At 61.1% G+C, this 26,345-nt stretch carries 25 protein-coding genes and 1 pseudogene; 12 read left to right on the forward strand and 14 right to left on the reverse strand.

Translation table 11 applies throughout. The annotated features are described in order from the left end of the window. Positions 1-72: 72 nt before the first annotated feature. Entirely contained in the window at positions 73-1,239 is a 1,167-nt protein-coding gene (locus AC1TXO_RS11560) for an MFS transporter (protein ID WP_486406440.1), read from the reverse strand. 484 nt (positions 1,240-1,723) lie between these two features. Between AC1TXO_RS11560 and AC1TXO_RS11565 the strand changes: the two genes are divergently transcribed. Next, on the forward strand, positions 1,724-2,626 hold the full coding sequence (locus AC1TXO_RS11565; RefSeq protein WP_486406441.1) for a LysR family transcriptional regulator: 903 nt from the start codon (positions 1,724-1,726) through the stop codon (positions 2,624-2,626). Between the two features lie 2 nt (positions 2,627-2,628). Here AC1TXO_RS11565 and AC1TXO_RS11570 read toward each other — a convergent pair whose 3' ends face one another. The 5 genes and pseudogenes from AC1TXO_RS11570 to AC1TXO_RS11590 all read right to left on the reverse strand — a co-directional run bounded on the left by AC1TXO_RS11570 (position 2,629) and on the right by AC1TXO_RS11590 (position 6,185). Next, positions 2,629-3,558, reverse strand: coding sequence for an SMP-30/gluconolactonase/LRE family protein (locus AC1TXO_RS11570; protein ID WP_486406442.1), 930 nt, complete (start codon positions 3,556-3,558; stop codon positions 2,629-2,631). A gap of 175 nt (positions 3,559-3,733) precedes the next feature. Beyond that, the gene (tatC, locus tag AC1TXO_RS11575) at positions 3,734-4,522 is read right to left on the reverse strand and encodes a twin-arginine translocase subunit TatC (RefSeq protein ID WP_486406443.1); all 789 of its coding nucleotides are present in this window, start codon (positions 4,520-4,522) and stop codon (positions 3,734-3,736) included. A 46-nt stretch (positions 4,523-4,568) separates the two neighbouring features. Next, positions 4,569-4,790: pseudogene (gene tatB / locus AC1TXO_RS11580) on the reverse strand (Sec-independent protein translocase protein TatB); the annotation flags it as partial. A 10-nt stretch (positions 4,791-4,800) separates the two neighbouring features. Then, the gene (locus AC1TXO_RS11585) at positions 4,801-5,058 is read right to left on the reverse strand and encodes a twin-arginine translocase TatA/TatE family subunit (RefSeq protein ID WP_486406444.1); all 258 of its coding nucleotides are present in this window, start codon (positions 5,056-5,058) and stop codon (positions 4,801-4,803) included. Positions 5,059-5,141: 83 nt separating this feature from the next. Then, entirely contained in the window at positions 5,142-6,185 is a 1,044-nt protein-coding gene (locus AC1TXO_RS11590; RefSeq protein WP_486406445.1) for an aldo/keto reductase, read from the reverse strand. Here AC1TXO_RS11590 and AC1TXO_RS11595 point away from each other — a divergent pair. Together AC1TXO_RS11595 and AC1TXO_RS11600 are read left to right on the forward strand one after the other, a co-directional pair. Then, complete coding sequence (locus AC1TXO_RS11595) at positions 6,184-6,396, forward strand: hypothetical protein (protein WP_486406446.1); 213 nt, start codon at positions 6,184-6,186, stop codon at positions 6,394-6,396. The two genes, AC1TXO_RS11590 and AC1TXO_RS11595, sit on opposite strands and share 2 nt — an antisense overlap. Positions 6,397-6,660: 264 nt before the next feature. After that, positions 6,661-7,500 (forward strand): SDR family NAD(P)-dependent oxidoreductase, encoded by an 840-nt coding sequence (locus AC1TXO_RS11600; protein WP_486406447.1) that lies wholly within the window; start codon positions 6,661-6,663, stop codon positions 7,498-7,500. A 156-nt stretch (positions 7,501-7,656) separates the two neighbouring features. Here AC1TXO_RS11600 and otnC read toward each other — a convergent pair whose 3' ends face one another. Together otnC and otnK are read right to left on the reverse strand one after the other, a co-directional pair. Continuing rightward, positions 7,657-8,295: a 3-oxo-tetronate 4-phosphate decarboxylase gene (gene otnC, locus AC1TXO_RS11605; protein WP_486406448.1), complete on the reverse strand. Its 639-nt coding sequence runs from the start codon at positions 8,293-8,295 to the stop codon at positions 7,657-7,659. Further along, positions 8,292-9,575 carry a 3-oxo-tetronate kinase gene (gene otnK / locus AC1TXO_RS11610; RefSeq protein WP_486406449.1) on the reverse strand — a complete coding sequence of 428 codons (1,284 nt, stop codon included), beginning with the start codon at positions 9,573-9,575 and terminating at the stop codon, positions 8,292-8,294. Before otnK ends, otnC begins: the two co-directional genes overlap by 4 nt. 166 nt (positions 9,576-9,741) lie before the next feature. Between otnK and AC1TXO_RS11615 the strand changes: the two genes are divergently transcribed. Next, entirely contained in the window at positions 9,742-10,545 is an 804-nt protein-coding gene (locus AC1TXO_RS11615) for a DeoR/GlpR family DNA-binding transcription regulator (RefSeq protein WP_486406450.1), read from the forward strand. 3 nt (positions 10,546-10,548) lie between these two features. Here AC1TXO_RS11615 and AC1TXO_RS11620 read toward each other — a convergent pair whose 3' ends face one another. Then, complete coding sequence (locus AC1TXO_RS11620) at positions 10,549-11,337, reverse strand: histidine phosphatase family protein (RefSeq protein WP_486406451.1); 789 nt, start codon at positions 11,335-11,337, stop codon at positions 10,549-10,551. 1 nt (position 11,338) lies between these two features. Between AC1TXO_RS11620 and AC1TXO_RS11625 the strand changes: the two genes are divergently transcribed. From AC1TXO_RS11625 to AC1TXO_RS11635, 3 genes are all read left to right on the forward strand, one after another. Then, positions 11,339-12,676 carry an MFS transporter gene (locus tag AC1TXO_RS11625; RefSeq protein WP_486406452.1) on the forward strand — a complete coding sequence of 446 codons (1,338 nt, stop codon included), beginning with the start codon at positions 11,339-11,341 and terminating at the stop codon, positions 12,674-12,676. A gap of 32 nt (positions 12,677-12,708) precedes the next feature. After that, complete coding sequence (locus tag AC1TXO_RS11630; protein ID WP_486406453.1) at positions 12,709-13,662, forward strand: 3-hydroxyacyl-CoA dehydrogenase family protein; 954 nt, start codon at positions 12,709-12,711, stop codon at positions 13,660-13,662. Between the two features lie 294 nt (positions 13,663-13,956). Then, positions 13,957-15,117 carry a GGDEF domain-containing protein gene (locus AC1TXO_RS11635; protein ID WP_486406454.1) on the forward strand — a complete coding sequence of 387 codons (1,161 nt, stop codon included), beginning with the start codon at positions 13,957-13,959 and terminating at the stop codon, positions 15,115-15,117. Between the two features lie 40 nt (positions 15,118-15,157). Here the strand turns inward: AC1TXO_RS11635 and AC1TXO_RS11640 are convergent, their stop codons facing one another. After that, positions 15,158-16,156 (reverse strand): FecR family protein, encoded by a 999-nt coding sequence (locus AC1TXO_RS11640; RefSeq protein WP_486406455.1) that lies wholly within the window; start codon positions 16,154-16,156, stop codon positions 15,158-15,160. Between the two features lie 225 nt (positions 16,157-16,381). Between AC1TXO_RS11640 and AC1TXO_RS11645 the strand changes: the two genes are divergently transcribed. The 4 genes from AC1TXO_RS11645 to AC1TXO_RS11660 all read left to right on the forward strand — a co-directional run bounded on the left by AC1TXO_RS11645 (position 16,382) and on the right by AC1TXO_RS11660 (position 20,452). Next, positions 16,382-16,870 (forward strand): MarR family winged helix-turn-helix transcriptional regulator, encoded by a 489-nt coding sequence (locus AC1TXO_RS11645; protein WP_486406456.1) that lies wholly within the window; start codon positions 16,382-16,384, stop codon positions 16,868-16,870. Positions 16,871-16,885: 15 nt separating this feature from the next. Further along, the gene (locus AC1TXO_RS11650) at positions 16,886-18,082 is read left to right on the forward strand and encodes an EmrA/EmrK family multidrug efflux transporter periplasmic adaptor subunit (protein WP_486406457.1); all 1,197 of its coding nucleotides are present in this window, start codon (positions 16,886-16,888) and stop codon (positions 18,080-18,082) included. Continuing rightward, the gene (locus AC1TXO_RS11655) at positions 18,079-19,614 is read left to right on the forward strand and encodes a DHA2 family efflux MFS transporter permease subunit (RefSeq protein WP_486406458.1); all 1,536 of its coding nucleotides are present in this window, start codon (positions 18,079-18,081) and stop codon (positions 19,612-19,614) included. The genes AC1TXO_RS11650 and AC1TXO_RS11655 overlap by 4 nt, the downstream gene beginning before the upstream one ends. 91 nt (positions 19,615-19,705) lie before the next feature. After that, entirely contained in the window at positions 19,706-20,452 is a 747-nt protein-coding gene (locus AC1TXO_RS11660) for an SDR family oxidoreductase (RefSeq protein WP_486406459.1), read from the forward strand. Between the two features lie 3 nt (positions 20,453-20,455). Here AC1TXO_RS11660 and AC1TXO_RS11665 read toward each other — a convergent pair whose 3' ends face one another. The 4 genes from AC1TXO_RS11665 to AC1TXO_RS11680 form a co-directional block, all read right to left on the reverse strand. Beyond that, entirely contained in the window at positions 20,456-22,150 is a 1,695-nt protein-coding gene (locus tag AC1TXO_RS11665) for an ATP-binding protein (protein WP_486406460.1), read from the reverse strand. Between the two features lie 49 nt (positions 22,151-22,199). Then, entirely contained in the window at positions 22,200-23,609 is a 1,410-nt protein-coding gene (mapR, locus tag AC1TXO_RS11670; RefSeq protein WP_486406461.1) for a GntR family transcriptional regulator MpaR, read from the reverse strand. Positions 23,610-23,659: 50 nt separating this feature from the next. After that, positions 23,660-25,066, reverse strand: coding sequence for a cytochrome c oxidase accessory protein CcoG (gene ccoG / locus AC1TXO_RS11675; protein ID WP_486406462.1), 1,407 nt, complete (start codon positions 25,064-25,066; stop codon positions 23,660-23,662). Positions 25,067-25,186: 120 nt separating this feature from the next. Then, positions 25,187-25,426, reverse strand: a complete 240-nt coding sequence (locus AC1TXO_RS11680; RefSeq protein ID WP_486406463.1) for a DUF3203 family protein — start codon at positions 25,424-25,426, stop codon at positions 25,187-25,189. A gap of 143 nt (positions 25,427-25,569) precedes the next feature. Between AC1TXO_RS11680 and AC1TXO_RS11685 the strand changes: the two genes are divergently transcribed. Continuing rightward, a complete protein-coding gene (locus tag AC1TXO_RS11685; protein ID WP_486406464.1) occupies positions 25,570-26,097 on the forward strand; it encodes an MgtC/SapB family protein in 528 nt (175 codons plus the stop codon). Positions 26,098-26,345 lie beyond the last annotated feature (248 nt).

The raw sequence follows: 26,345 nt of genomic DNA on the forward strand, positions 1-26,345 counted from the left end.
CTGTCGCTTGCAAGGTGTGGATGATCGAGCGCAGGAAGCAGCGTGCTTTGCGCATGGGCTGGGCCTGTCAGGTCAGGCAACCTGCTGGATCTTGTGGATCTGACGTACACCGAAGGCAGCGATCAAACCCATGGTCAAGGCAATCAGAACCAGTCCTGCGCGCAGGGTGGCTGCGTAGGCGATACTGCCAATGAGGGGAGGGCCGAACAGCATTCCGGCATAGGCGAAGCGAGCTACTGCCGCGACGCCTGCTGCAGGTGACATACCGGGTATCTTGCTGCCAGCCAGGAAGAAGAACGGCATGAAGTTGGCCACTCCCAGCCCCATCATGACCAGCCCCAGCAGGCCTTGCGCTGGCTGGGGGACCGCGATTGCCAGGGTGATGCCCAGAAACCCAAGCCAGGCACTGCCGGTCAGCAGGGCTCGGTCCGATATCCATTGACGCAGGGGGTCAGCGGCGAATCGACCAAGCGCCATACCCCCGGCGAACGCAGCATAACCGTAGCTGCTGAGTTCAATGGAGGCGCCGGCTTCATCGCGCATGTAGAGGGCTGCCCAGTCATACATTGCGCCTTCGCACACCAGGCCAAGGAAGGCAGTGATGCCCAGAACCCACAAAACCAGCGGGATTCGGCCCTTGCCGTTGTGCTCCTGCAGTGCAGGCTCGGTAACGTGGGCAAGTGGGCGTGTGCCAGCCAGGATTGCGCTGATGGCCAGGAGTGCGGCCATCAAGGCGGAATAAAGCTGGAGTGAAAGGCCTGCCGAGAGCAGTAGTCCGCCTGCCGCAGCGCCTGTCATGCCGCCAACGCTGAACATGCCGTGCATCGTCGACATGATGGGTCTGCCGCGTGCAGCTTCGACACGGCTGGCCTGGACGTTCATCGCGACATCGAAGGCGGACATGCCCACACCGAACGCGATGAGCACGCCGACTAGGATACTGAAGTGACTGGCCAGGGGAATCGCCAACAGTGCGCCAGCGTACAACAGTCCACTCAGTGTCAACGCGCGTGAGCTACCGATACGCGCTACCCACTTGCCCACGCCCTTCATGGCTATTACGGCACCTCCAGCCACACTGAGCATCGCAAGGGACATCAGGGTGTCCGATACGGCGAAATGAGCTTTCAGCGAAGGAATCTGTACACCCCACGTGCCAAAGGCCGACCCGCTCACGAAGAACTGGGCCATGGTCGGAAGGGTCGCGCGACGTGCGGCGTCTTGCGAAGTCTCGTTCATGAATCGTCCAGAAAGGCTGCGGTCTTGTGCCTGTGCGGATGAACAAGCGGGCAAGTACCGGGCACATTGTTTGGTGGTGTGGCGCAGAGGGTTTGTAAAGGAGTTCAGCGTGAATGTAGATATTCGCTGAGTGCTGGGCCAGCCAAGAGAGTGCGGAAAAGAAAAGTAGTTAGTTGATGAGTGGCCTTATATTCACTCAGGAATCAACCGGTGTGAAATTATAAGTTTAGATGGCTGCCATCTATTGTTTAGATGAATATCCAGGGTGCAATTCGAGAACTTTTATGGGGTAGTATGGTTCCATTGACATGGGCGCAGGCCGAGGTGTTCGGCATGACTGTGCAATAACCTGAATGTGGAATTTTGCAAGAACAGTACAGGCATCCATCCCCGTGGCAACGGCGCTTCCACAACACTTTCTTACATTACCTGTTGATGAGTGTTCAATACTCGTTTTTCAGATAGCCGATTCTTGTGAGGTTACATGGAAATCAGGCAGTTAAAACAATTTCTGGCCGTGGCCGAAGAGCAAAGCTTCACGCGCGCCGCTCAGCGATGTCACATTGTGCAGTCGGCGTTGTCTACGTCCATTCGCCAATTGGAGGACGAACTGGGGGCACGCCTTTTCATGCGAACGACACGTCAGGTCAAACTTACGGCGGTGGGGCATGCATTCCTCGGCACCGCCCGTACTGCGTTGCAGACCCTCGAAGATGGGGCGGCACTGGTTGCCGATGTCGCCGCCCTTCGCCAAGGGCGGCTGTCCATCGGTACGGTGCAGAGTCTGCCGCCTTTCGTTGATCTGCCTGGGTTGCTGGCACGCTTCCATGCTCAGTATCCCAATATCGAGGTCAAGTTGATTCAGGGTGGTGCCCAGACGCTGATCCAGAAGGTCGGTGATCGTCAACTGGATTTGGCGATCCTGCCGCAGGAGGAGGCCAGCGATCAGCTGGTCAATCAAGTGATCGCCTGCGATGAGTTGGTACTGATCTGTTCCTCGAATCATGCCTTGGCTGGCCAGCCTTCCCTGTGCCTCAAGCAATTGGAGGGAGAAGCATTCGTCGATTTCGAGCTGGGCCAGGGGACGAGGCGGGTGGTCGACAGGGTTTTTGCCAGGACGGCCATCAATCGCCAGATCCGTTTCGAGGTCAGTGACCTGGATACGCTGCTGGGTCTGGTCGAGCATGGCCTTGGGGTCGCCCTGGCGCCACGTGAAATCGTCAGCAGTCGTGGCGACAAGTTGTGCTGCATCTCCCTGGTCGATGTCGAAGCATGCTGGGAGCTGGTCGTGACGCATGTCGTTGCGCCGGGCTCCGGGCAGGGGCCGGTAGATGCTGCGCCAGCGGCTTTCCTCGCGTCCTTGATGGCCGAGGTGGTGCAAGAGTAGCGTTAGCGTGTCGCGGGTTCGGCATCGACGTACAGTGAGTACAGCGACTGGCCCGCAGCCATGAACAGGCGGTTATGTGCGGGTCCACCGAAGCACAGGTTGGCACATCGCTCTGGTAAATGGATATGCCCGATGGCCACGCCATCCGGGGCGAATATACGGACACCGTTAAGGCCTGGCCCAGTTCCCCAGCCAGCCCAGAGATTGCCGTCGATGTCGCAACGGATTCCATCCGGGGCGCCATTCGCTTCGGCATCCACGAACACTCGACCGTTGAACAACTGGTTGTCGATGACCTCATAGACACGTATGCAGCGAGGCCGAGAACTGGATTCCACGATATACAACAGCTTTTCGTCCGGGGAAAAGCACAGGCCGTTGGGGTTGGAAATATCATCCACCAGGGCAGTGGTGATATGGGTCTCAGGATCGTGCCGGTAAACCCGGGTCGGTAGTTCGGGCTGGGCCTTGTACCCTTCATAGTTGGAAAGTATGCCGAACGTAGGGTCGGTGAACCAGAGCGTGTTGTCACTCTTCACCACGACATCATTGGGTGAGTTGAGCGGTTTATCTTCAAAGCGGTCGACCAGTACAGTGATTCGACCATCGTACTCAGTGCGAATGACCCGGCGTCCGCCATGTTCGCAGGTAATCATTCGTCCTTGGCGATCGCGGGTATTGCCATTCGCGAAACCGGAGGGTTTACGAAAAACCGATACTGCACCTGTCTCCTCGTCCCAGCGCATGATGCGGTTGTTGGGTATGTCGCTCCACAACAGATACCGTCCGTCTCCGAACCAGACAGGACCTTCACCGTGGCGCATTCCGGTAGCGAGCCGTTCTACAGCGGCGTGGCTGATTCGATAGCGGGTAAAGCGCGGGTCCAATACTTCCACCGCGGGATCGGGGTAGGTTTCACTGGGCTGCCACATAGATGAGAGTCCTTTTTGATATCAGGCGCTGTCTGAAATGTATCTGCACTCGCCCATGGTGCGTTGAAACGGGGCTCGGAATGCTCACGCGCAGACACATTTCGGACAGACCCTAAGACTGTAGGCGCAAAACGCCAGCAGCATGAAATGCAACGGGCAGGGAGCGACGAGGGGATTACAGTCGCCGGATCGCAGGCGGCCGTTGCTCAGGGTCTGCCTCATTTGCGGTTTGGCCACGCCGGCTGACCAGGTTGGCAAACAGCACCCCCATTTCGAACAGCAACCACATGGGTATCGCCAGGAGGGTCTGTGAAAAGATGTCCGGTGGGGTGAGGATCATGCCGACCACGAAACAACCGATAACCACGTACGGACGGATGGTCTTGAGATAACTCACGTCGACCACACCGATCCATACCATCAAGACCACTGCCACCGGGATTTCAAAGGCTGCGCCGAAAGCGAAGAACAGGGTCATGACGAAATCGAGGTAGTGGGTGATGTCGGTCATCATTTCGACGCCGGCGGGCGTCGCGGCGGCGAAAAACTTGAATATCAGCGGGAAAACCACGTAGTAGGCAAAGGCCATGCCGGTATAAAACAGCGCGATACTCGATACCAGCAGCGGCATGGCGATACGCTTCTCGTGTTTGTACAAGCCAGGCGCAATGAAGCCCCACAACTGATGCAGGATCACTGGGATGGCCAGAAACAGCGACACCATCATGGTCAGCTTCATCGGGGTCAGGAACGGCGACGAAACGTCAGTTGCAATCATCGTCGCCCCTGCGGGCAGATACTGGCGCAACGGTGTGGAAACGAACGTGTAGATCTGCTGGGCAAAGGCAAACAGCCCTGAGAACGCCAGAAGGATCGCTGCGACGCAGCGCAGCAAGCGCACGCGCAGTTCCGTCAGGTGAGCGATCAGCGGCATGTGCTGGCCATCGTTTTGAAGATCACTCATGGCGCTCCCCCCGGTTATCTACGCGTTCTGACGCAGGCGAATCGAACGCTGGTTGCGTCAGTGACCGGGTGTGTTCGTGATGCAACTGCCTGATCTCGTGGACGCCTATTTCACGCTCGACCTCCTGCCTGATCGCAGCGAAGGTGCGCTTGAGCCTTCCGGCCCACAGGCCTGCGGCTCGAGCGGCATCCGGTAACCGCGTCGGGCCAAGCACCAGCAGGGCCACCAGCCCGACGAGCAGCAGTTCGGAAAAGCTGATACCAAACATTCGTCAGCACTCATGCGGGGGTGTGAGTCGGTTTTTCGATGGCTTCTGCTTGCGTATCGAGACGGGTCGATTGATTGACCCGCGCAGGTGTCTCATCTGAGGATGAGACAGGGGACGGCTGAGAGGAATCGCTGTCATTCATTGCAGCGCGAAAACCTTTGATCGATTCACCGACATCAGTACCCAGGGTCTTTAGTTTCTTGGTGCCGAATATCAAGACCACGACCACCAGAATCACCATCCAATGTTTCCAGTCAAAGATGCCCATAGCGTTTCTCCAATGAATTCACGGCCTGCGGTCCCCCTGCGGCCAATCGTGTGGGAGGCTGCAGGGAGGCCGCTGACAGAGGGTTAAGCGGGAATGACGGCGTTCGGATGAATCAGGTTTTTCTTTTGCAACTCGGCCCAGAACTCTGCAGGGATTCTGGTTTGCAGGGAGTTGTAGTCTTCTTCGATCTGACGGCGGTTGGAGACACCGACGACCATGGCCACCGCCAGCTCCGCGGCTGCGGAGAATTTCAGCGCTGCAGTGCGAAGGTCCACGCCATAGGTTCCGGCAATGGTGCGAAGTTGATCACGCTTCTTGATATGTTCGGGACTGATCTTGTAGCTGTCAGGGCCGTAGTTGTAGCGAGGGCTTCCGGAAATGAATCCGGCATTGAGTGCGGAGCCCATGACCAGGGAGACATTTTTCTGTTTCACTGCAGGGAAAAGATGCTCCACGGTGTTGTGGTGATCAATCAGCGAGTACTGGGATGCACAGAGACAAACGTCAAGGTCCGCAACCTCCATGGCTCGGATGATGGGCTCAGGGCAGTTTACACCGATGCCCCAGGCTTTGATGATGCCTTCCTCACGCATGCGGGTGAGTGCTTCGAAAGCGCCATTCTTGCCTGCGGCGACTCGAAATTGCTCTTCCCAGGGAGCGTTGGCGGGAAAGAAGGGGAAGTCAGGAGAGATATCGTGGACGAAGGCAACGTCCAGGCTATCCACACCCAGGCGTTGCAGGCTGTCCTCGATTGAGCGTTTTACGCCATCACCCGTGTAATCGAAAATGATGTTGTTTGGCGAGTCGGCCAGCGGGTAGTACTTCGCGCCATTATTGTTTCTGGCAGCTTTGAAAATTTTCCCGACTTTGGAGGAGATGATGTATTCACTGCGAGGTTTACCACGCAGGAAGTTTCCGAATCGCCGCTCGGCCAGACCCAGTCCGTACCAAGGGGCCATGTCAAAGTAACGCACACCCAGTTCCCAGGCCGCGTTCATGGCTTCCTCGACATCCCGGTCCGAAAGCTTGTTGAATTCATTGCCGAATGGAACACCGCCCATGCCGAATTGGTACTCGGGCTTGTTGAATATTGCATGGGCACGGTTTCGAGCAGTAGAGGACGACATGCTGTTTACTCCTTGGGATGACGGCGCTGCGGACACGACCGATGGGACTGCTGCGGCAGCAGTGATCGCTGCGCTGGCCAATAAAAAGTTACGCCTGCTTGTGACGTTATCCATGCAATGTACACCTTTTAAAAGAAGGGATTCACAGCAGCACAGTGTCGTCACTGGCTGGTCTGTTACTGTGCCTTCGTTGTATCAAGGTGATAAGTGATATGTTCAGATCAGTTTGATCTGTCTATGAGATTGGCCGGGTTTGTCCTGCGCGCTCGGGTTTCCACTCGCCGACTATAATGGGCCAAGGCAATCGGTCAGCAAGTTAAGTGATTTATCTATTTTAGGTATCAATCCCATCGGTTGAAAACGTTTCACAAGCTTTATCCGATGATCTAGGTTTTGCAGAGTAGCAGCGGTGTCTGATGTCACCGTGGCCCATTACATCATGTCTCGACTGTCGAGTATTGAAGGAGAATTTGTCATGCCTCATCCATCCGTTCAAGCAGGGCGTGTGGCCTTTATAACTGGCGCGGCGAGCGGCATTGGTCTGGCTGCGGCCATGCGTTTTGGTGCCGCCGGAATGACTGTTGTCCTTGGCGATCTTCCTGGGGAAATGCTGGACAGCGCTTGCCAGGAGTTGAGGGCGCAGGGTATCGATGCGCATGCGGTGGCAGTTGATGTCACTGACCGTGCTCAGCTGGAAGCCGCCCACCTCAAAGCCATCTCGCTCGGGACTGTTTCCCTGGTAATGGTCAACGCGGGTCGTGAGGGCGGCGGCACGCTGTTGGCTGAAGAGCAGATTTGGCGTCGAACGCTCGACACGAATCTGTGGGGAGCGATTCACACCGTGCAGGTATTCCTGCCTGACCTGATCAAGGCGGATATCCCGGGAGCCGTCATTTTCACCGGTTCAAAGCAAGGTATTACCTTGCCACCTGGGGACACCGCCTACAATGTTTCGAAAGCAGCGCTTCGTGCCTTTGCGGAGTCTGTATCGCATGAGTTGGTAGTCAAGACCAACGCCCGCGTGAGTGCCCACCTGCTCATTCCAGGCTTCACCTTCACCGGTTTCACTCGGGCCAAGGGCGTCAGCGACAAGCCGTCAGCAGCCTGGACCGCGGAGCAGGTTATCGACGCGCTCGAGGGCGGCCTTGATCAAGGGGACTTCTATATCATCTGTCCTGATAACGAGGTTGATCGCCTGACCGACCTCAAGCGGATCAAGTGGGGGTTGAGTGATATCGTTGAAAACCGTCCAGCCTTGTCTCGCTGGCATCCCTCCTATGCTGCAGCCTTTGCGGCTTATATGAAGGGCGCCTGATGAGCGTCCAGGTACGCCTTGGTTGCCCAGCGCGATAGCGAGCCAAGGCTGAGCCCCTTCATTTGCCACCGGACAGAGAGCGGTGCGCCGCCAGGCAAGGTGCCGGTGGCGTATCGCTCCTGTGCTTGATGCCATGGAGCATGCCCAGACACCTGCTCACCAACGTGCGCCAAAAACTGTCGCCAGTTCCTGCAATGCCTCGCTGCTCAGCGGGCTGGGTCTGGGGTCGCTCAGCAACCACAGCCGAGCCGTTTCCTCCAGTTCCTCCAGCGCGTAGCTGGCCCGAGAAACGGAGCTTTCCCACACTACGGGGCCGAGCCTTTCCAGCATCACGGCCCGCACTTCGCACGCAAGTCTGGCGACCTGGCGGGCAACCTCCGGCGAACCTGGGCGGGCATACTCGAGCAAAGGCACATGGCCGACTTTCATGACCTGGTAGGGTGTTATGGGCGGCAGGATATCCTGCTTGCTCCAGACTCCGGCAAGTGTCAGCGCTACCAGATGGGTGGAATGTGTATGCAGCACGCCACCAACAGCCGGGTTTCTTGCGTAGATTTCGCGATGCAGTGCCAGCGTCTTGGAAGGGCTTGCTCCCGACACCCATTTGCCCGCCAGGTCCACTTTGGCAATCTGCGCCGGATCGAGACGCCCCAGGCAAGCGTCGGTTGGCGTGATCAGCCAGCCATCGTCAAGGCGTGCGCTGATGTTGCCGGCACTTCCAACCGTATAACCTCGCTGGTAGAGGCTGGTGCCGACGATGCACATTTCTTCCCGCAGTTCGCTCTCCCGGCTCATGAACCGACCTCCGCCATCTGCGCAAGTGCTTTGCTGAAGAAATCAACGCCGCCGAAGTTTCCTGATTTGAGGGCGAGCAGCGCATCGCGGCCGATGGCACGGGTGACAGGCACGCCCGGATCGATCTGAGCGCCAATGCGCAGGGCCTGGATCTGCAATGCCTGGACCACCGCACCGGAGGTTTCTCCTCCTGCGACCACGAAGTGCCTGACGCCGGCCCGGTGAAGATTGTGCGCAATTGCGCCAAGCGCCTGCTCGACGAGTTGCCCCGCGTGTTCCACTCCCAATTCCGCTTGAACAGCGCGGACGGCGTCATGGTCACTCGTGGCATAGATCAACACAGGCTCGGCGCTGCCTTGGGCGAAGGCTACCGCCTGCTCGACCACGGGCTCCCCGCGGGCCAATGCCCTGGGGTCGACCTTCATCGCGGGGCGTTCGCGATGCAACCAGTCTTGCACCTGACCATGAGTAGCCTTCGAAGCGCTGCCTGCCAGCACCACTCCACGCCCTGCCAGTGCATCGAGGTGCGTGGCGTTCTGCTCGGCCAGCAAGCCTGCATCCCGGAAATTCTGAGGCAAACCCAGCGCGATACCCGAGCCACCGGTAATCAGGGGCATATCGCGGCAAGCGCGTCCGAGGGTGACCAGGTCAGCGTCACACAAGGCATCAGCGATGGCGATGCTGACCCCATCCCCACGCAGTGCCTGGATCCGTTGGTATATGGCCGATTCTCCACTGGCAATTTGCTGATGGCGAATCAACCCCACCTTCTTGTCGGTCTGTTTTCCCAGAAAGCGAACCAGATTTGAATCGGTCATTGGGGTCAGGGGGTGCTGTTCCATTCCTGATTCGCTGAGCAGGTTGTCATGCACGAACAAATGACCGCGGTACACAGTGCGACCCGCTTCGGGGAAGGCCGGGCAGGCCACGGTAAAATCACTGCCGAGCGCTTGCAGCAACGCCTCGGCAACCGGACCGATATTGCCACGCTCGGTGGAATCGAAGGTCGAGCAGTACTTGAACAGGAATTGCCGACAGCCTCTGGCCCTAAGCCAGTGCAATGCTGCAACCGAATCCTGGACCGCGGTGTGCGTAGGGGCCGTTCGCGATTTGAGTGCAACGATCACGGCATCCGCATCGGCTCCTGGGTTCCAGTGGGCGGAGGGCACGCCAATGCTCTGTACGGTCCGCATCCCTTGACGCACCAATGTGTTGGCAAGATCTGTAGCCCCGGTGAAATCATCGGCGATGCAGCCCAGCAAAGGCTTGACTGAGTCCATGTGCGTCTCCTCCACGCGTTGAGTTACCGCTCATGTTAGGTGGAAAGCGTGCCTGTGTGAATATCTGTTTGAAAATGTTTATTTGTGTGAATTCCGCAGGAATGTGATCGATTGCTCGCTATCAGCTACCATAGGGCCATCCAATCGAGGACTATCGGAAAGTCAGATGCTGCAAGAAGACGAGCTGCTCGTTGACCCGGGGGCGCCAATCATTCCATCGCAGAGACGCGAAATCCTTATCCGTCATCTGCGGCGCAAGCAGATCCTGAGCGTCAGCCAGATCGCTGACATCTTTGGCTGTTCTCACATGACTGTGCGTCGTGATATTGCAGTGCTCGAACAAGAGGGGCGGGTGTTTTCGGTATCGGGCGGCGTGCGTCTGGCCAGCCTTGTCCATGGAGAGCCGAGCCATCAGAGCAAGGCGATCGCTGAACCGGTGCAGAAGCAGCGCATAGCGATGTGTGCCGCGCAGATGGTCCGCGACAACATGACCGTCTATCTGGACGCCGGCACCACCACGGCCTACATGGTGCCGCACCTGTCTACCTTGCAAGGGATCACCATTGTCACCAACGATTTCAACATCGTCATGGCACTGGCTGATGCCACGCAGGTGAATGTCATTCACACCGGTGGGGTACTGGATCACCCCAATCGCTCCAGCGTGGGTAATCTGGCTGCCGACACGTTGCGTAACATCGCAACGGACCTCGCCTTCATTTCGAGCAGCGCCTGGGACCAGCAACGCGGCATCACTACACCTTCGGCGGCCAAGATCGATGTCAAGCGTGCCGCCATGGAGTCGGCTTCCCAAAGCATCCTGGTGTGCACGAGCTCCAAGTACGGCACCTTCAGCATGTACAGGATTGCCGGGCTGGACCGCTTTGATTCGATCATCACCGACGATGGTCTCAGCACGGATGCTGCGACGGGTATTCGAAAAATCGGCGTCGAGCTGATCCTCGCCTGAGGGTCAGCGCCGGCGCGCCACTTCGCCAGAGCTCGCGCGCAACCAGCTGAATTCTCCGTCCTCCAGCAGCAGCACCTCATCCTGAGGTATTTCCAGGGCGTGGATGCGGCTTGCCGGCACGCCGGCCAGCATGACCAGGAAGCCGCGTAGCACACCGGCGTGCGCCACGATAACGGTATCTCCCCTCAGCTCCTGCACCAGCAATGCGATGCGATCCAAGAGTGCGCGATAGCTTTCGCCTCCCGGTGGTGCAATGTCCAGGGGGGCGGCCTGGCGAGCCTGATAGTTCCGTGGGTCGCGCTCGGCAACCTGCTGGTAGGTCAGTCCCTCCCACTCCCCAAAGTCGATTTCCACAAGCCTGTCGCTGGTGCGGTATCCCGTTGCCTCCAGGTTCAGCCCAGTGCGAACGATTTCCATCGTTTCACGCGCACGGCTCAATGGGCTGCACACGAAATCCAGCTGTTCCGGGGCCTTCAGCAGCGCTGACAGACAAGCTCCGGACGACCTGGCCTGGTTACGTCCGACGCGGTTCAAGGGGATGTCGCGACGACCCTGGAGCCTGGCTTGCGCATTCCAGTCGGTTTCTCCGTGGCGGACCAGGTAGAGCCTGGCAGTCATATGGCCTCCGTTCGAGGAAATGATCATAGTTGTGATTTCGTGTGTTGACTTTGTGAAAAAATAACAAATAATAAGAAAAATTAACACGGTGTTTTGCTCGATGTGCCTTGTCTTGTGGCTGGTCGACGAAGCGAGCTCAAGGTGCAGTCCAATAACAACAATCGGAGACAGCACGATGTCTACCTTTCATGGCACCACTCCCTTGAACGTTGATGCCGATAATGCCGAGTCAGCCACCAGTCAGTCGCATCGGATGCGTCAGCGACGAAAGGCGTCCGTAGGCAGCCTGATCGGTACCACCATCGAGTGGTACGAGTACTACATCTATGGCGCCACTGCGGCACTTGTTTTTCCGCAGTTGTTTTTTCCGGCGGATGATCACCTTGTCGCGTTGATGCTGTCGTTCGCATCCTTCGCCATCGCCTTTGCCATTCGCCCGATCGGCGCGGCGGTGTTTGGTCACTTCGGTGACCGTGTGGGTCGCAAGACGACTCTTGTCATCACGCTGGTCATGACCGGTGTGGCGACGTTTCTCATCGGAGTGTTGCCGACCTATGCGAGCATCGGGCTCTGGGCTCCCGGGATACTGATTTTCCTGCGTCTGGTGCAGGGTTTTGGCGTCGGAGGGGAGTGGGGTGGCGCGGCACTGATGTCACTGGAATGGGGCGACCAGAAAAAACGCGGTGCTGCAGGGGCTTGGCCACAACTGGGCACATCCATTGGCTTGATCCTGTCGACCACGGCAGTGATGGGCTCCAGTTACTTCACCGGTGACCAGTTTCTGGAGTGGGGCTGGCGCTTGCCGTTCCTGTTCTCGGGGGTGCTTGTGATCGTGGGCCTGATGGTGCGACTGGCGATTGAGGAAACACCGTCGTTCGCGGCAAAGAAACAGACCAACCAGATTGAGAAAAGCCCTCTGCGCTACGTCGCCAGGCATCATTGGCAGGACATCATCAAAGTTGCGTTCCTGCGGATGTCGGAACAAATGCCTTTCTATATTTTTACGGCCTTCATCCTCGACTACGCCACGCAACATGTCGGACTTTCCCGAACATTCGTATTGCTGGGGACGCTGACGGCGGCCTTGATTGATTTGATCCTGTTGCCGGTCTTCTCGAATCTTGGAGATCGCATCGGGCGCCGCCGGGTCTATTACATTGGCTGCGTTGTATTGATCCTGATGGCGTACCCCTATTTCTGGGTGATGAACTCGGGCAATCCCACCTGGATCTTCATTGCCATCAGCCTGTCCCTGCTTCCGCATGCCATCCAGTATGGTGCCCAGGCATCTCTCATTTCCGAACAGTTTCCGGTGCATGTGCGCTACACCGGCGCGGGGGTCGGTTATCAAATGTCATCACTGGTTGCTGGAGGCCCGGCGCCCTTGATCGCTTCGTTTCTACTGGTCAGTTTCGGATCCGGCTACGCGGTTGCCACCTATTTGGCTCTCGGTGGGATTGTGGCAGCTGTGGCGCTTTGCACATTGAAGGATCGCAGTAACGATTCGCTCTGAGCCGTGTTGTGTGAGATATCAGGAGTTTAGGTATGACTATCAAGAAAATTGCAGTTGTCGGTTCCGGTTACATGGGCGGTGGTATTGCGCAAGTTCTTGCCCTGGGGGGCGCGGATGTCGTTCTGGCCGACGCCGACGGGGCAATCGCCGAAAAATCACTGCAGCGGCTGTTGACCCAAGCCCAGGCCTTTGCGGATACCGGCCTTTTTCCGTCGGATGCCGTTCAGCGCCTGCACGAGCGTCTGAGTTCAGCGGCCTCGATCGAGGACGCCGTGAGGGATGCTGACTTCATCACAGAAGCGGTCCCTGAGGTACTCGATATCAAACGTGATGTCTTGACTCGCATCTCTGCAGCGTCCTCGAGCAAGGCGATTATCGGCACCAATACATCGGCGATACCGATCGGCGATCTGGCCAGATTCGTCACGCACCCGCAGCGCTTCATGGGCGTTCACTGGATGAATCCGGCGCCTTTCATTCCAGGTGTCGAGTTGATTGCCAGCGCACAAACCTTGCCCGATCACGTGGATACCATTGAAGCACTGATTCGTTCGGTGGGGAAAATACCGGCCCGGGTTGCCGATACCCCAGGTTTCGTTGCCAATCGCCTGCAGTTCGCCCTGTTCAAGGAGGCCGTCAAGGTTGTTGAGGAGGGGTTGGCCACGCCTGACCAGGTCGATCTGGTCGTCAGCAATGCCTTCGGTTTTCGCTTGGCGCTGTTTGGTCCGTTCGCCATAGGTGACATGGCGGGACTGGATGTCTATGCGTCGTCGTTCAAAACATTGGCAGCGACCTATGGCGAGCGCTTCGAAGCACCTGCGATGCTCAAGGAGCTGGTCGAGGCTGGGAACCTTGGCGTGAAGTCAGGGCAGGGTTTCCTGGATATAGAGCCGACCCAGACCGCAGCACTTCTGGCTTACCGCGACCAGGCATATGCCGCGCTCAGCCAGCTCCGCGAGAGGCTGGGGCGGGCACCCGGCCTGTAGCCGTTCAACTGAGGGCGAGTGTTCGTTGAACGATGCCCCAGGCTGCGCTCCAGTATGGAGTAGACCTTGGCCTGACGGACAAAAGCCACCTTCGCTTCCTGCGGCGGTGGCTTTTTTCATTTCAGCCATGCCTAGCATCCGCTTGCTGCTGCAGCACCCAGGTCGCTCTGCCGTGCTGGCTGATATGTCTTGGCCCACCCTTGCCTCAAATTGTCCGATGAGGTGGCACTCTGCAATCTCGTCTGGAGCGCTTACAATCACGGCTTTTGCATCTCAAGACAGGCATGCTGGTCAATGACGCTCGACCCTCCAACTCTCCTGGCGCTCACTGTCGCCCTCGCGGCTGCGGCGGCGCTTTACCTGGCGATCGAATGGCGCAGTGTGCGCGAGTCCTCGCTGCTTTGCTGGAGTGCCGGATTCGCCACCATCACCGTGGGTTCCACCCTCGCGCTGCTGCGTATGAACGGCTTCCTGCTGATCGGCATCTGGTTCGCCAATGGCCTGCTGGTAGTGGCGCATTTCTGTTTCCTGCTGGGGGTGGCGCGCTTCACCGAGGTGCGCCTGTCGCGCGTCTGGCTGTTGATCGTGCTGTTGTGGGGGAGCCTGCTGCTGCTGCCGGAAGGGCCTTCCTGGTCGAAGATCATGCTGGTGGTCAATTCGCTGCTGGTGGCCCTGGTGTCGCTGCGCGCCAGCTACCTGTTGCGCCCGCACGGCGTATCGTTGAGCGTGGGGGCGGTACAACTGCGCTATGTCATGCTGGTCCACGGGTTGTTCTATGTGATCAAGGCCCTGACCGTGGTGATTCCGGGCACGCTGATCGACCTGGCGGCGTTTCGCGGCGAGATCATCCAGATTTCGCTGATCGAAGGGGCGATGGCGATCATGCTGATCGCGTTGTCGATGACCGGCACCGAACGCTACCGACGCGAGGAGAGGATTGCATTGCTGGCCGCGCGCGACCCACTCACGGCACTGTTCAACCGCCGCGCACTGGAGGTGCGCGCGCCGGTGCTGCTGCAGGCCACCTGCAGCGAGCGACCGGGCGCTGTGCTGCTGATCGACATCGACAACTTCAAGCTGGTCAACGACCTGCATGGCCACACCGCCGGTGACCGGCTGCTGGTGGCCTTGAGCGAAACCATCCGTGGCCTGCTGCCGACCAATGCCCTGGCGGCACGTCTGGGTGGCGACGAGTTCGTCATCCTGTTGGGCAACACCCGACGTGACGAAGTCGAGGTGCTCGGCGCGATGTTGCGCGAGCGCTTTCAGGAAATTGCCGCGCAGTCGTTCGTCACGCCCATGGCGGTGACCCTGAGCATCGGTGCCAACCTGTTCGACCGACCTCCGCCCAGCCTGGCTGCGCTGATCGAACAGGGCGATGCCACGCTGTACCAGTCCAAGCGGGGCGGGCGCGACAGCATGCGCTTGGTGGACCTGACCTCGATGGGCGAGTGAAGGCGATCAGCAGCGCGGATGCCAGTGCCAGGGCCGGTTATCAGCCCTTGCTGGCGTTCGGCAGGATGCGGTTGATGACCGTGCTGCCATCATTGTTGCGGGTCAGGTAGATCGGCAGCACACGGGGCAGGTTGTCCACCAGCCGGCTGACCTCGCGGGTGTCGTAGACGCCACTGATGCGGATACTGCCGACGCTGCCGTCGGCCAGCAGCAGTGGCTTGTCCAGGTAGCGGTTGATCACCGGCAAGGCCTGGGACAGGCTGAGGTTGTCGAGCACCAGGCGGCCGCTGCGCCAGGCCAGGTTGTTGGTATCGTCGTCGCTCTGCGCCAGTTGCGGCTCGAAATCGCCGGTGCGATAGCTGGCCTGCATGCCCGGGCCCAGGCGGTAGCCACCATCGCTGCCGTTGCTCGATACCAGTACCGAGCCTTCGACCAGGGTGACCTTGACCTGGTCCTGGTACTTCCACACGTTGAACTGGGTGCCAGTGACCCGGGTCTGGCCGTGGCCGGCGCGGACAATGAACGGGTGCTCGCTGTCATGGGTGACCTTGAAGAACGCCTCGCCCTTGACCAGGTCGACCTGGCGCCGATCCTTGTAGTTGAGGTAGCGCAACTCGCTGTTCAGGTTGAGCTCGACCTGGCTGCCATCCTGCAGGTGCACGGTGCGCAGATGGTGCTCGCTTTCGAAATGCTGATAGCGATTGGGCAGCCAGCCCTGTTCCCAGCCCACCCAGCCGGCCAGCGGCAGGGCGAGCAGGGTGATGGCGGCTGCCGAGGCCAGCGGTCGCCAGTTGCGCTGACGCGGGCGGCGCACCGGCAGTTCCACCACCGTTGCGGCGCGCGGCAGCAGGTCGGCGGTCTGCCAGATCTCCAGCATCGCCTGGTATTCCTCGGCATGCCGGGTGTCGGCCGCCAACCACTGGGCGAAGGCCTCACGCTCGGCGGCCGAGCAGTCCTCGGCATGCAGGCGCATGCACCAATGCGCTGCAGCATCGGTGATGGCGTCGTCGTCGAGGGGGTTGAGGCGGTCTTGGTTCATTGAGGCTCCCGGTTTTGCGCATTCTACCTTCCACAGGGGCTCCGCGAGAACCGAGATAATGGCGAATGACTATCAGTTGCGAAATTTTTTCGTCTGCAACGACCCCGCCTTCCAGTGGGGCCGACACCTTCGGATAAACAATGACTTAGATAGCTTGCTAATAAAAGCTTTGACATTCACTGCCTAGGCAGTAATATTTTTACACATTATTAGCGAGTAACGCCGATGGCCCATTTCACCCCGGAAAACTTCCAGTCCTGCGCCATCGGCATGCTGCTCGGCCGCGCCGCCGTGCTCAAGGACCGTATCCTCGACTGGCACCTGGAAGCTGACGGCGTCACGGCTGCGCAGTTCAAGGTGCTGATCATCGTCACCCAGTACCAGGTCGACACCCCGGCCGAGCTGTGCCGTTACCTGGGTCTGGACAGCGGTTCGATGACCCGCATGCTCGATCGCCTCGAGCAGAAGGGGTTGATCCTGCGTACTCGCTGCCCCGACGACCGCCGCCAGGTCCGCCTGGCCCTGACCGCCGACGGCCAGCGCCTGGCAGACCGCCTGCCGGAGATCGGTGCGATGGCGATGAACGAGCTGGTCGGCGCGCTCGAGCCCGACGAGCTGAAGACCCTCGAGGCACTGCTGGCGAAGGTTCTCCTTGCCGCTGGCGACCCATTGGCGATTGCCCGGTTCGGCAATCGCCCCCCCGATCCAACTTGATTCAAAGGTACTGCCATGGCCACGCCCTCGGATGCACCCGACACTTCTGCCGCGCCCGATTCCACTGGCAAGCGCAAGACCTGGCTGCTTGCCCTGGTGCTGCTGGTGGTCCTCGCCGGTGCTGCCGCCTGGGCCTGGTACGCCCTGGTCGGGCGCTTCCATGAAAGCACCGACGATGCCTACGTCAACGGCAACGTGGTGGAGATCACCCCACTGGTCACCGGCACCGTCACCAGCATCGGTGCCGACGACGGTGACCTGGTGCATGCAGGCCAGGTGTTGCTGCGCTTCGACCCCAGCGATACCCAGGTCGCCTTGCAGGCCAGCGAGGCCAGGCTGGCGCGCACCGTGCGCCAGGTGCGCGGGCTGTACAGCAACGTCGATGCGCTCAAGGCCCAGGTGCAGACGCGCCAGGCCGAGTTGAAGAAGGCCCGTGAGAACTACAACCGACGCAAGGTCCTGGCCGACAGCGGGGCCATTGCCGCCGAGGAACTGTCTCACGCCCGCGATGACCTGACCGCCGCGCAAAGCGCGCTGGACAATGCCCGCCAGCAGCTCAATACCAGCACCGCATTGGTCGACGACACGGTCGTCTCCTCGCATCCAGAGGTGATGGCGGCTGCTTCCGACCTGCGCCAGGCGTATCTGGACAATGCCCGTACCACCCTGGTGGCACCGGTCACCGGTTATGTGGCCAAGCGCACCGTGCAACTGGGGCAGCGTCTGCAGCCGGGCACTGCGACCATGGCAGTGATTCCCCTCGACGAGGTGTGGATCGACGCCAACTTCAAGGAAACCCAGTTGCGCGACATGCGCATTGGCCAACCGGTCGAGATCAGCGCCGACCTCTATGGCAGCGACGTGAAGTACAGCGGTACCGTCGACAGCCTCGGCGCCGGCACCGGCAGTGCCTTTGCGCTGCTGCCGGCGCAGAACGCCACCGGCAACTGGATCAAGATCGTCCAGCGCGTACCGGTACGTGTGCACCTCAATCCCGAGCAGCTCAAGGATCACCCCCTGCGGATCGGCCTGTCGACCGTGGTCGAGGTCGACCTGCACGACCAGAGCGGCCCGGCACTGGCCCAGCAGCCACCACAACAGGCCAGCTACACGACCCAGGTATACGACCGCCAGCTGGCCGAGGCGGATCGACTGATCGCCCAACTGATCCATGACAACAGCGCCGCCAGCGGCAAGACGGCGCAGCGATGAACAACGGCGCTGCGGCCCAGTTCACCCCGCCGAGCCTGCTGCTGACGACCATCGGCCTGTCGCTGGCAACCTTCATGCAGGTGCTCGACACCACCATCGCCAACGTGGCGTTGCCAACCATTTCCGGCAACCTGGGGGTGAGCTACGAGCAGGGCACCTGGGTCATCACCTCCTTCGCGGTGAGCAACGCCATCGCCTTGCCGCTGACCGGCTGGTTGAGCCGGCGTTTCGGCGAAGTGAAGCTGTTCATCTGGGCCACCTTGCTGTTCGTGCTGGCCTCGTTTCTCTGCGGGATCGCCCAGTCGATGCCGGAGCTGGTGGGCTTTCGCGTGCTCCAGGGCGTGGTGGCCGGCCCCCTGTACCCCATGACCCAGACGCTGCTGATCGCCGTCTACCCACCGGCCAAGCGTGGCATGGCCCTGGCCTTGCTGGCGATGGTGACCGTGGTGGCGCCGATCGCCGGTCCCATACTGGGGGGCTGGATCACCGACAGCTACAGCTGGCCCTGGATCTTCTTCATCAACGTGCCGATCGGCCTGTTCGCCGCCGCAGTGGTGCGCCAGCAGATGCGCACGCGTCCGGTGACCACCAGCCGCCAGCCCATGGACTACGTGGGCCTGCTGACCTTGATCGTCGGTGTGGGCGCATTGCAGGTGGTGCTCGACAAAGGCAACGACCTGGACTGGTTCGAGTCGTCGTTCATCATCACCGGCAGCCTGATTGCCCTGGTGTTCCTGGCAGTGTTCGTGATCTGGGAACTCACCGACCGTCACCCGGTGGTCAACCTGCGGCTGTTCGTGTATCGGAATTTTCGTGTCGGTACCCTGGTGCTGGTGGGTGGCTATGCTGCGTTCTTCGGGATCAACCTGATCCTGCCCCAGTGGCTGCAGACGCAGATGGGCTATACCGCGACCTGGGCCGGGCTTGCGGTGGCGCCGATCGGCCTGCTGCCGGTGATCATGTCGCCCTTCGTCGGCAAGTACGCGCACCGCTTCGACCTGCGGGTGCTGGCCGGGATCGCCTTCCTGGCCATTGGTGCCAGCTGCTACATGCGCGCAGGCTTCACCAGCGAGGTCGACTTCCTGCACATTGCCCTGGTGCAACTGTTCATGGGTATCGGCGTGGCGCTGTTTTTCATGCCCACGCTGACCATCCTGCTCTCGGACCTGCCGCCGCAGCAGATTGCCGACGGCTCGGGGCTCGCGACCTTCCTGCGCACGCTGGGTGGTAGCTTTGCCGCCTCGCTGACCACCTGGATCTGGATTCGTCGTGCCGAGCAGCACCATGCCTACCTCAGCGAGCACATCAGCCAGTACGACCCGGCAACCCGGCACACGCTCGAGCAGCTTGGCGGGGCGAGTACGCAAAGCTATGCCCGGCTCGAGCAGATCCTCAACAGCCAGGCGTACATGATGTCGACGGTGGATTACTTCACGATGCTGACCTGGGTGTTCGGTGCCTTGATCCTGCTGGTGTGGCTGGCGCGTCCGCCGTTCACCGCCAAGGCCGGACCGGCATCGGCGGGGCACTGATGCGGCGCGTGGCAACGCTGTAACTGGCGTTGCCGCGAGCGGGGCTTTTCCCCTAACCTTGTAGGTCTATTCCCCGGAAAGTGGCGGCTTCATGGACAAAGTCATCCTTATCACCGGCGCCAGCCGCGGCATCGGCGCCGCCACTGCGCGTCTTGCAGCACAGCAGGGCTACCGCATCTGCATCAACTACCACGCCGACGACCAGGCCGCCGAGCAGGTCCTGGGCGAGGTCCGGGCGCTGGGTGCCCAGGCCATCGCCGTGCGCGCCGATGCCAGTGTCGAGGACGAGGTGATCCGCCTGTTCCAGCGCATCGACCATGAATTTGGACCACTCACCGCCCTGGTCAACAACGCCGGGACCATCGGCACCCAGAGCCGGGTCGACGAGATGACCGAGTTTCGCCTGCTCAAGCTGATGAAGACCAACGTGGTCGGGCCGATGTTGTGTGCCCGGCAAGCCTTGCTGCGCATGTCGCGCCGCCATGGCGGGCAGGGCGGGGCGATCGTCAACGTCTCATCGGTGGCCGCGCGCCTGGGCTCGCCCAACGAGTACGTCGACTATGCCGCCTCCAAGGGCGCCCTGGATACCTTCACCCTGGGCCTGGCCAAGGAAGTGGCGGGCGAGGGCGTTCGGGTCAATGGCGTTCGCCCGGGGTATATCCACACCGGCTTCCATGCCCTGAGCGGTGATGCCGGGCGTGTAGGCAAGCTTGAGGCCGGGTTGCCGATGGGGCGCGGCGGGCAACCGGAAGAGGTGGCCGAGGCAATCCTCTGGCTGCTGTCCGACAAGGCCTCCTATTCGACCGGCAGCTTCATCGACCTGGGCGGTGGACGTTGAGGTTCATCCCATCGCACGCCCTACCTGGGCGAGCAATGCGTCCAGTTCGAAGGGGCTGGCCAGCACCTGTGCGCCGCCGGGCAAGGCATGCGGCGCATGGCTCGAGGCCGCGCCATAGCTGGCCATGAACAGCAGGACGCAGTCCGGACATGAAGCCTGGCACGCCTCGATCAGTTGCCGACCCTGCGCGCTATCGTTGAGCGTGACGTTGGCCAGGAGCATTGTTGCAACAGTCCCGCTGCGTATGAGTGCCAGTGCCTGATCGATATGTTCGAGGCTGTGCACCTGGTACCCCGCGTCAGTCAGCAGTTCGCTCAAGACCAGTCTCATCGCCGCTTGCTCTTCGAGCAGAAGGATGGTGGGCGCCGCTGGGGGCGTCGCTTGTGCGGGTGGCGTCGGCGCGTCTTGCCGGGCGATCTGCGCCCTGGGCAGATAGAGGTGCACGCAGGTGCCCTGGCCCAGGCTCGACTCAAGATGCAACTGGCCCCCTGACTGGCGCACGAATCCGTAGGCCATCGACAGGCCGAGCCCGGAGCCCTGGCCCATTGGCTTGGTGGTGTAGAACGGCTCAGTCGCGCGCTGCGCCACGGTCTCGGACATGCCGATACCCTGGTCTTCGACCCGCAGGTGCAGGTACTGGCCGGCCGGTAGACGCAGGTATTGGGCCTGTTGCTCGTCCATCTGCAGATTCTGGCAATGGATCACGATGCTGCCACCGTCTGGCATGGCATCGCGTGCATTCAGGCACAGGTTGAGCAGAGTGTTTTCCAGCTGCGAGGCGTCGATGCACGCGGGTTGCAGGTCGTCGGCAGTGAGATCGATCAGCTCGATATCGGCGCGCAACGAACGCTCGATCAATGGCAGCATCTCGGCGATCAGTTGGCGGATGTCGGTGACGCGGGGCAGCAGTGTCTGCCTCCGGGAAAAAGCCAGCAGGCGCTGTACCAGCGAGGCGGCCTTCGAGGCATTCTGTTCGATGATGCCGAGCAGGCGACGGGCTTCCTGGTCACTCGGCTCGATCAGGCGCTGCCCAGCCAGTTCCAGTGCACCGAAGATGCCGCCCAGCAGGTTGTTGAAGTCATGGGCGATGCCGCCGGTGAGCTGGCCGACCGCTTCCATTTTCTGCGCCTGGCGCAGGGCCTGTTCGACTTCACGCAGATGTTCCTGTTCCAGGGTGCGTTCGGTGATGTCGTAGGCGAACAGGTAGACGCTGTGCGGTGGCGCGCCATCGCTGCGCAGCGGGCTGACGCGCAGTTCATAGTGACGCCGGTAGGGTGGACCGTCGAAGCTGACGTTCTCCACCAGCGTCTGGCCGGCCAGCGCCCGCCTGAGCAGCGAGCGCAGGCGCTCCAGCATCGACGGCAGGCCGGCCAGGACTTCGTCGACGCGCTCGCCCACTCGCGGGCAGAAGCCGTGCAAGCGCTTGAAGGTTTCGCGCGCCGTGCGGTTGATCGCCTGCAGACGCAGATCCGGCGCGATGACGAAGACATTCGCCAGGCTGTGGTCGATCAGTTCGATGAACAGCCGGCGTTCGGCCAGGGTCTGGTCGAATCGCTGCTCCAGTTGCTCGTGCACCCTGCGCAGCATCAGGTCATCGAAGGGCTGGGCCTGGCTTGCCTGTGCCAGGCGGGCCTCCAGCTCGCCGTTACGTTGCTGCAGGGCCAGGATCTGCTGGCGCAGTTGATTCGCTTCGTCCATTGCGTGCTCGTCCGTGGGCAGTCCGCGACAACTATAGCTGCTGATAGCCTCAGAACGAGCGAATGATGCGCCCCAGCGTCTCCATGGCATTTTCCATGGTTTCGGACCAGGGGCTGCCGTAGTTGAGCCTGATGCAGTTGTCGAAGCGGCGGGTCGGCGAGAAGATCGGCCCCGGTGCAATGCTGATGCCCTGCGCGAGGGCCATGTGGAACAGCTTGAGTGCATCCATCTGCTCCGGCAGCTCCAGCCACAGGAAGTAACCCCCGGCGGGCTGGCTGACCCGGGTCTGCGCCGGAAAATACCGGGCAATGGCCGCGAGCATGCTGGCCTGCTGGCCCTCCAGGGCATAGCGCAACCTGCGCAGATGGCGGTCGTAGCCACCGTGCTGGAGGTAGTCGGCGATAGCGGCCTGCGCAGGCATCGAGGCGCACAGCGAGGTCATCAGCTTGAGCCGCTCGATCTTCTGCGCAAAGCGCCCGGCGGCCACCCAGCCTACCCGGTAGCCGGGCGCCAGGCTCTTGGAGAAGGAGCCGCAGTGCATGACCAGCCCGTCGCGGTCGAAGGCCTTGGCCGGCTTGGGCGCCTGTGGGGCATAGTAGAGCTCGGCGTAGACATCGTCTTCGATCAACGGTACCTGGTGACGGTGCAGCAATTCGACCAGTGCCTGCTTTTTCGCCTCGGGCATGCTCGCGCCCACCGGGTTCTGGAAGTTGGTCATCGACCAGACAGCCTTGACCGGGTGCTTCTCCAGGGTTTGCGCCAGCACGCCGAGGTCCATGCCCTCGCGCGGGTGCACGGGGATTTCCACCGCCTTGAGTTTCAGGCGCTCGAGCACCTGCAGGCAGACATAGAACGCCGGTGCTTCGATAGCCACCAGGTCACCCGGCTCGGTCACCGCCTGCAGGCACAGGTTGAGCGCTTCCAGTGCGCCGTTGGTGATCAGCAATTCCTCCATCGGCAACATCAGGCCGCCGACCATGTAGCGCAGGGCGATCTGGCGCCGCAACTGCGGGTTGCCCGGCGACAGATCGGTGACCACCACCCGTGGGTCCATGGCGCGGCTGGCGCTGGCCAGCGACCGCGCCAGGCGCTGCAGTGGGAACAGCTCCGGGCTGGGGAACGCCGAACCGAAGGGGATGGTCTGCGGATCCTTGATCGAATCGAGGATGGAGAACACCAGCGCACTGACATCGACGTCGGTGGATTCGCTGGCCGGCTCCAGTGCCTGCGGCTCGCTGAACTGGCGTGGCGCATGGGCGTTGACGAAGTAGCCCGAGCGCGGTCTGGCGCGGATCAACCCGCGGCGCTCGAGCAGGTAATAGGCCTGGAATACCGTGGACGGGCTGACGCCATGGGTCTGGCTGGCATAGCGCACCGAAGGCACGCGCTGGCCGGGGCCGAGTACTCCGGAGCGGATCAGTTCGGCGATGTCGTCGGCGAATCGTTCGTAGCGTTTCATCGTTATGTGTCTTTCGGCCTGGCAGGCAAGGTTGAAGGCAGTGTAAGGGATCAACGGTTCAGCGGCGCGACGAATCGGCTGCGGGCTCGGCTGTGCTGCTGCGGCTGGTCGCGGTCCTGCACCTCGAAAGTGAGGTCCACCGAACTGCTGGCTGGGCGTTCGGCAAGCATTGCCACCGAGACCGGCAGCTCGCTCATTTCACCGGCGGCAATCAGCAGCTCGTGCTTGCCGTGCAGCACGAAGCCGTCGGCGTCGACCAGGCGTAGCTGGTAATGCCGCGGCTCCTGGGTCTTGTTGATGATCTTGAGCAGGTAGATGTTCTCGATCTGGCCCTGGGCGTTCTCGCGGAACAGGCCGCGGTCCTTGATCACGTCCAGCGATACCATCGGGCGCATCTGCAGGGCGATCACCAGCGCGCCGACCATCACCACCAGCGCCGTGGCATACCCCAGCAGGCGCGGACGCAGCCAGTGGGTGCTGCCACCCTGCAGGCTGTGTTCGGATTTGTAGCCGATCAGGCCACGGGCATAGCCCATCTTGTCCATCACCCCGTCGCAGGCATCGATGCAGGCGGCGCAGCCGATGCACGCCATCTGCAGGCCGTCACGGATATCGATGCCGGTGGGGCAGACCTGTACGCACAGCGTGCAGTCGATGCAGTCGCCCAGTTGCCGTGCCTGCCGGTCGCTGCCTTTCTTGCGTGGCCCGCGTGTCTCGCCCCGGCGTGGGTCATAGGCCACGGCCAGGGTGTCCTTGTCGAACATCACGCTCTGGAAACGTGCATAGGGGCACATGTGCATGCACACCGCTTCGCGCAACCAGCCGGCGTTGAGATAGGTGGCCGCAGTGAAGAACAGCACCCAGAACAGTGCCACGCCGCCCAGTTCCAGACTGAGCAGCTCCTGGGCCAGGGGCCGGATGGGGGTGAAGTAGCCGACGAAGGTCAGCCCGGTGATGACGCCGATGGCGAGCCACAAACCATGCTTGACGGTGCGACGGGCGATCTTGCTCGCAGTCCAGGGCGCGGCCGCCAGGCGGATGCGCTGGTTGCGCTCGCCTTCGGTGACTTTCTCGCACCACATGAACAGCCAGGTCCAGACGCTCTGCGGGCAGCTGTAGCCGCACCAGACCCGTCCTGCGAACACGGTCGTCGCGAACAGGCCGAATGCGCAGATGATCAGCAGCGCCGACAACAGGATGAAGTCCTGCGGCCAGAACGTTGCACCGAAGATGTGGAACTTGCTCTCGGCGAGGTCCCAGAGCACGGCCTGACGACCGTTCCAGTTCAGCCAGGCCGTGCCGAAGAACAACACGAACAACACGCCGGCAAAGCTGATCCGCAGGTTGCGGTAGAGGCCGGTGAAGCTGCGGGTGTGGATGCCCCCGCTTGCCGGGCTTTTCCGGGCGCTGGCAGCAGGTTCGATCTGGATGACTCTGAAGGGGATTCTCTCGCTCATGGTGGTCGCTCATCAGGCCTCGATCAGGCCCGGGCACTATGGCCCCCGATCTGTTATCAGCACAGGCTCAGGTAGAGCGATTAAAACCGTATCAGATGCGCGAGAAAGCTCCTGCAGGCCTCAGATTACCGAGCCTGGCGCGCTGCTCTTCAAGTGTCTGCGACTATCCACCGCACCGGCCACAGTGAGCGCATCGGCTTCGGCCTCGGTGATCGGTATGCGTTCACCGGCGAGCACCGCGACCGACATGCGCAGGTGTTCGTCGGTGAATATCTCGATTTCCGGGCCCAGGCCCTCGATGCGCAACTTGTCGCCGATCAGGGTGCAGCGCTGGTTGGTTTGATCGATCTCCACGGGCATGACGGTATCCTCCTCGGGGTGTAACGACTCAGACCGCGCCGCGTGCCTGGTTGCTCCATCCCGACGCCGGGCGGCCAGGTCGCACTCCTGGCCAGCGCGACGGTCAACCCTTCATCAAGGGTGTAATCGGGCCGAGAGATCCCATGGACAACTGGTGGCAGAACGTGTGGCAGGCGGTGCAGGCCGAGTTCACCGATATCGCCGATGCCGGCGAGGTGACGCGGATCGTGGTGCGCCTGGCCATGGCTGCACTGCTCGGTGCGGTGCTCGGCTTCGAGCGTGAACACAAGGGCAAGTCGGCGGGGGTGCGTACCCACATGCTGGTGTCGATGGGCGCGGCGTTGTTCGTGCTGGCACCGAGCATGGCCGGCGCCGACGAGCAGGCGTTGAGCCGGGTGATCCAGGGCATCGTCGCCGGCATCGGCTTTCTCGGCGCAGGGACCATCCTCAAGGGCAATGGCCAGGACACCAGCCACGTGAAGGGGCTGACAACGGCAGCTGGCCTGTGGATGACGGCGGCAATCGGTACGGCGGCAGGCATGGGACGCGAGGCCACGGCACTGGTGAGTACGGTGCTCGCCCTGTTGGTGCTGAGCAGCATGCCGGTGCTGGTGGAGAAGGTCGAGGGCGAGAACGAGGAGAAGAAAACCGAGGAGGGCAGGAAGCACTGAGGGGAGCCGAAGCTCCCCTCAAAGCGTTGTTGCCTGCTCTTTTCTTATTATTGAAACCCGGCCTGTTGTTGTTTTTGTCAGCCTGGTTCGGTGTAGCCGGGCCCCCATCCGGGGCCAAGAGCAAACGTATTTTTTTGAGCGCTGACCTGCATCCATCATTGCTGATCCGACCCTGACCGTCGCTACCTCGAGGTAGTTTTGTTGTTCTGCGTCAGGTCGCGGGGGCGAACCCCGGGAACGCGTGTCTA

Source organism: Pseudomonas sp. FA117 (assembly GCF_057370475.1).

Coding starts and splice junctions, on each gene's coding strand:
- AC1TXO_RS11630 (WP_486406453.1), top strand. CDS start 12,709: ATGACTATCAAGAAAATTGCAGTTGTCGGTTCCGGTTACATGGGCGGT.
- AC1TXO_RS11650 (WP_486406457.1), top strand. CDS start 16,886: ATGGCCACGCCCTCGGATGCACCCGACACTTCTGCCGCGCCCGATTCC.
- AC1TXO_RS11655 (WP_486406458.1), top strand. CDS start 18,079: ATGAACAACGGCGCTGCGGCCCAGTTCACCCCGCCGAGCCTGCTGCTG.
- AC1TXO_RS11590 (WP_486406445.1), bottom strand. CDS start 6,185: ATGTCGTCCTCTACTGCTCGAAACCGTGCCCATGCAATATTCAACAAG.
- AC1TXO_RS11600 (WP_486406447.1), top strand. CDS start 6,661: ATGCCTCATCCATCCGTTCAAGCAGGGCGTGTGGCCTTTATAACTGGC.
- AC1TXO_RS11640 (WP_486406455.1), bottom strand. CDS start 16,156: ATGAACCAAGACCGCCTCAACCCCCTCGACGACGACGCCATCACCGAT.
- AC1TXO_RS11660 (WP_486406459.1), top strand. CDS start 19,706: ATGGACAAAGTCATCCTTATCACCGGCGCCAGCCGCGGCATCGGCGCC.
- AC1TXO_RS11645 (WP_486406456.1), top strand. CDS start 16,382: ATGGCCCATTTCACCCCGGAAAACTTCCAGTCCTGCGCCATCGGCATG.
- AC1TXO_RS11570 (WP_486406442.1), bottom strand. CDS start 3,558: ATGTGGCAGCCCAGTGAAACCTACCCCGATCCCGCGGTGGAAGTATTG.
- AC1TXO_RS11595 (WP_486406446.1), top strand. CDS start 6,184: ATGCTGTTTACTCCTTGGGATGACGGCGCTGCGGACACGACCGATGGG.
- AC1TXO_RS11625 (WP_486406452.1), top strand. CDS start 11,339: ATGTCTACCTTTCATGGCACCACTCCCTTGAACGTTGATGCCGATAAT.
- AC1TXO_RS11565 (WP_486406441.1), top strand. CDS start 1,724: ATGGAAATCAGGCAGTTAAAACAATTTCTGGCCGTGGCCGAAGAGCAA.
- tatC (WP_486406443.1), bottom strand. CDS start 4,522: ATGAGTGATCTTCAAAACGATGGCCAGCACATGCCGCTGATCGCTCAC.
- otnK (WP_486406449.1), bottom strand. CDS start 9,575: ATGGACTCAGTCAAGCCTTTGCTGGGCTGCATCGCCGATGATTTCACC.
- AC1TXO_RS11685 (WP_486406464.1), top strand. CDS start 25,570: ATGGACAACTGGTGGCAGAACGTGTGGCAGGCGGTGCAGGCCGAGTTC.
- AC1TXO_RS11615 (WP_486406450.1), top strand. CDS start 9,742: ATGCTGCAAGAAGACGAGCTGCTCGTTGACCCGGGGGCGCCAATCATT.
- mapR (WP_486406461.1), bottom strand. CDS start 23,609: ATGAAACGCTACGAACGATTCGCCGACGACATCGCCGAACTGATCCGC.
- otnC (WP_486406448.1), bottom strand. CDS start 8,295: ATGAGCCGGGAGAGCGAACTGCGGGAAGAAATGTGCATCGTCGGCACC.
- AC1TXO_RS11585 (WP_486406444.1), bottom strand. CDS start 5,058: ATGGGCATCTTTGACTGGAAACATTGGATGGTGATTCTGGTGGTCGTG.
- AC1TXO_RS11560 (WP_486406440.1), bottom strand. CDS start 1,239: ATGAACGAGACTTCGCAAGACGCCGCACGTCGCGCGACCCTTCCGACC.
- ccoG (WP_486406462.1), bottom strand. CDS start 25,066: ATGAGCGAGAGAATCCCCTTCAGAGTCATCCAGATCGAACCTGCTGCC.
- AC1TXO_RS11635 (WP_486406454.1), top strand. CDS start 13,957: ATGACGCTCGACCCTCCAACTCTCCTGGCGCTCACTGTCGCCCTCGCG.
- AC1TXO_RS11665 (WP_486406460.1), bottom strand. CDS start 22,150: ATGGACGAAGCGAATCAACTGCGCCAGCAGATCCTGGCCCTGCAGCAA.
- AC1TXO_RS11680 (WP_486406463.1), bottom strand. CDS start 25,426: ATGCCCGTGGAGATCGATCAAACCAACCAGCGCTGCACCCTGATCGGC.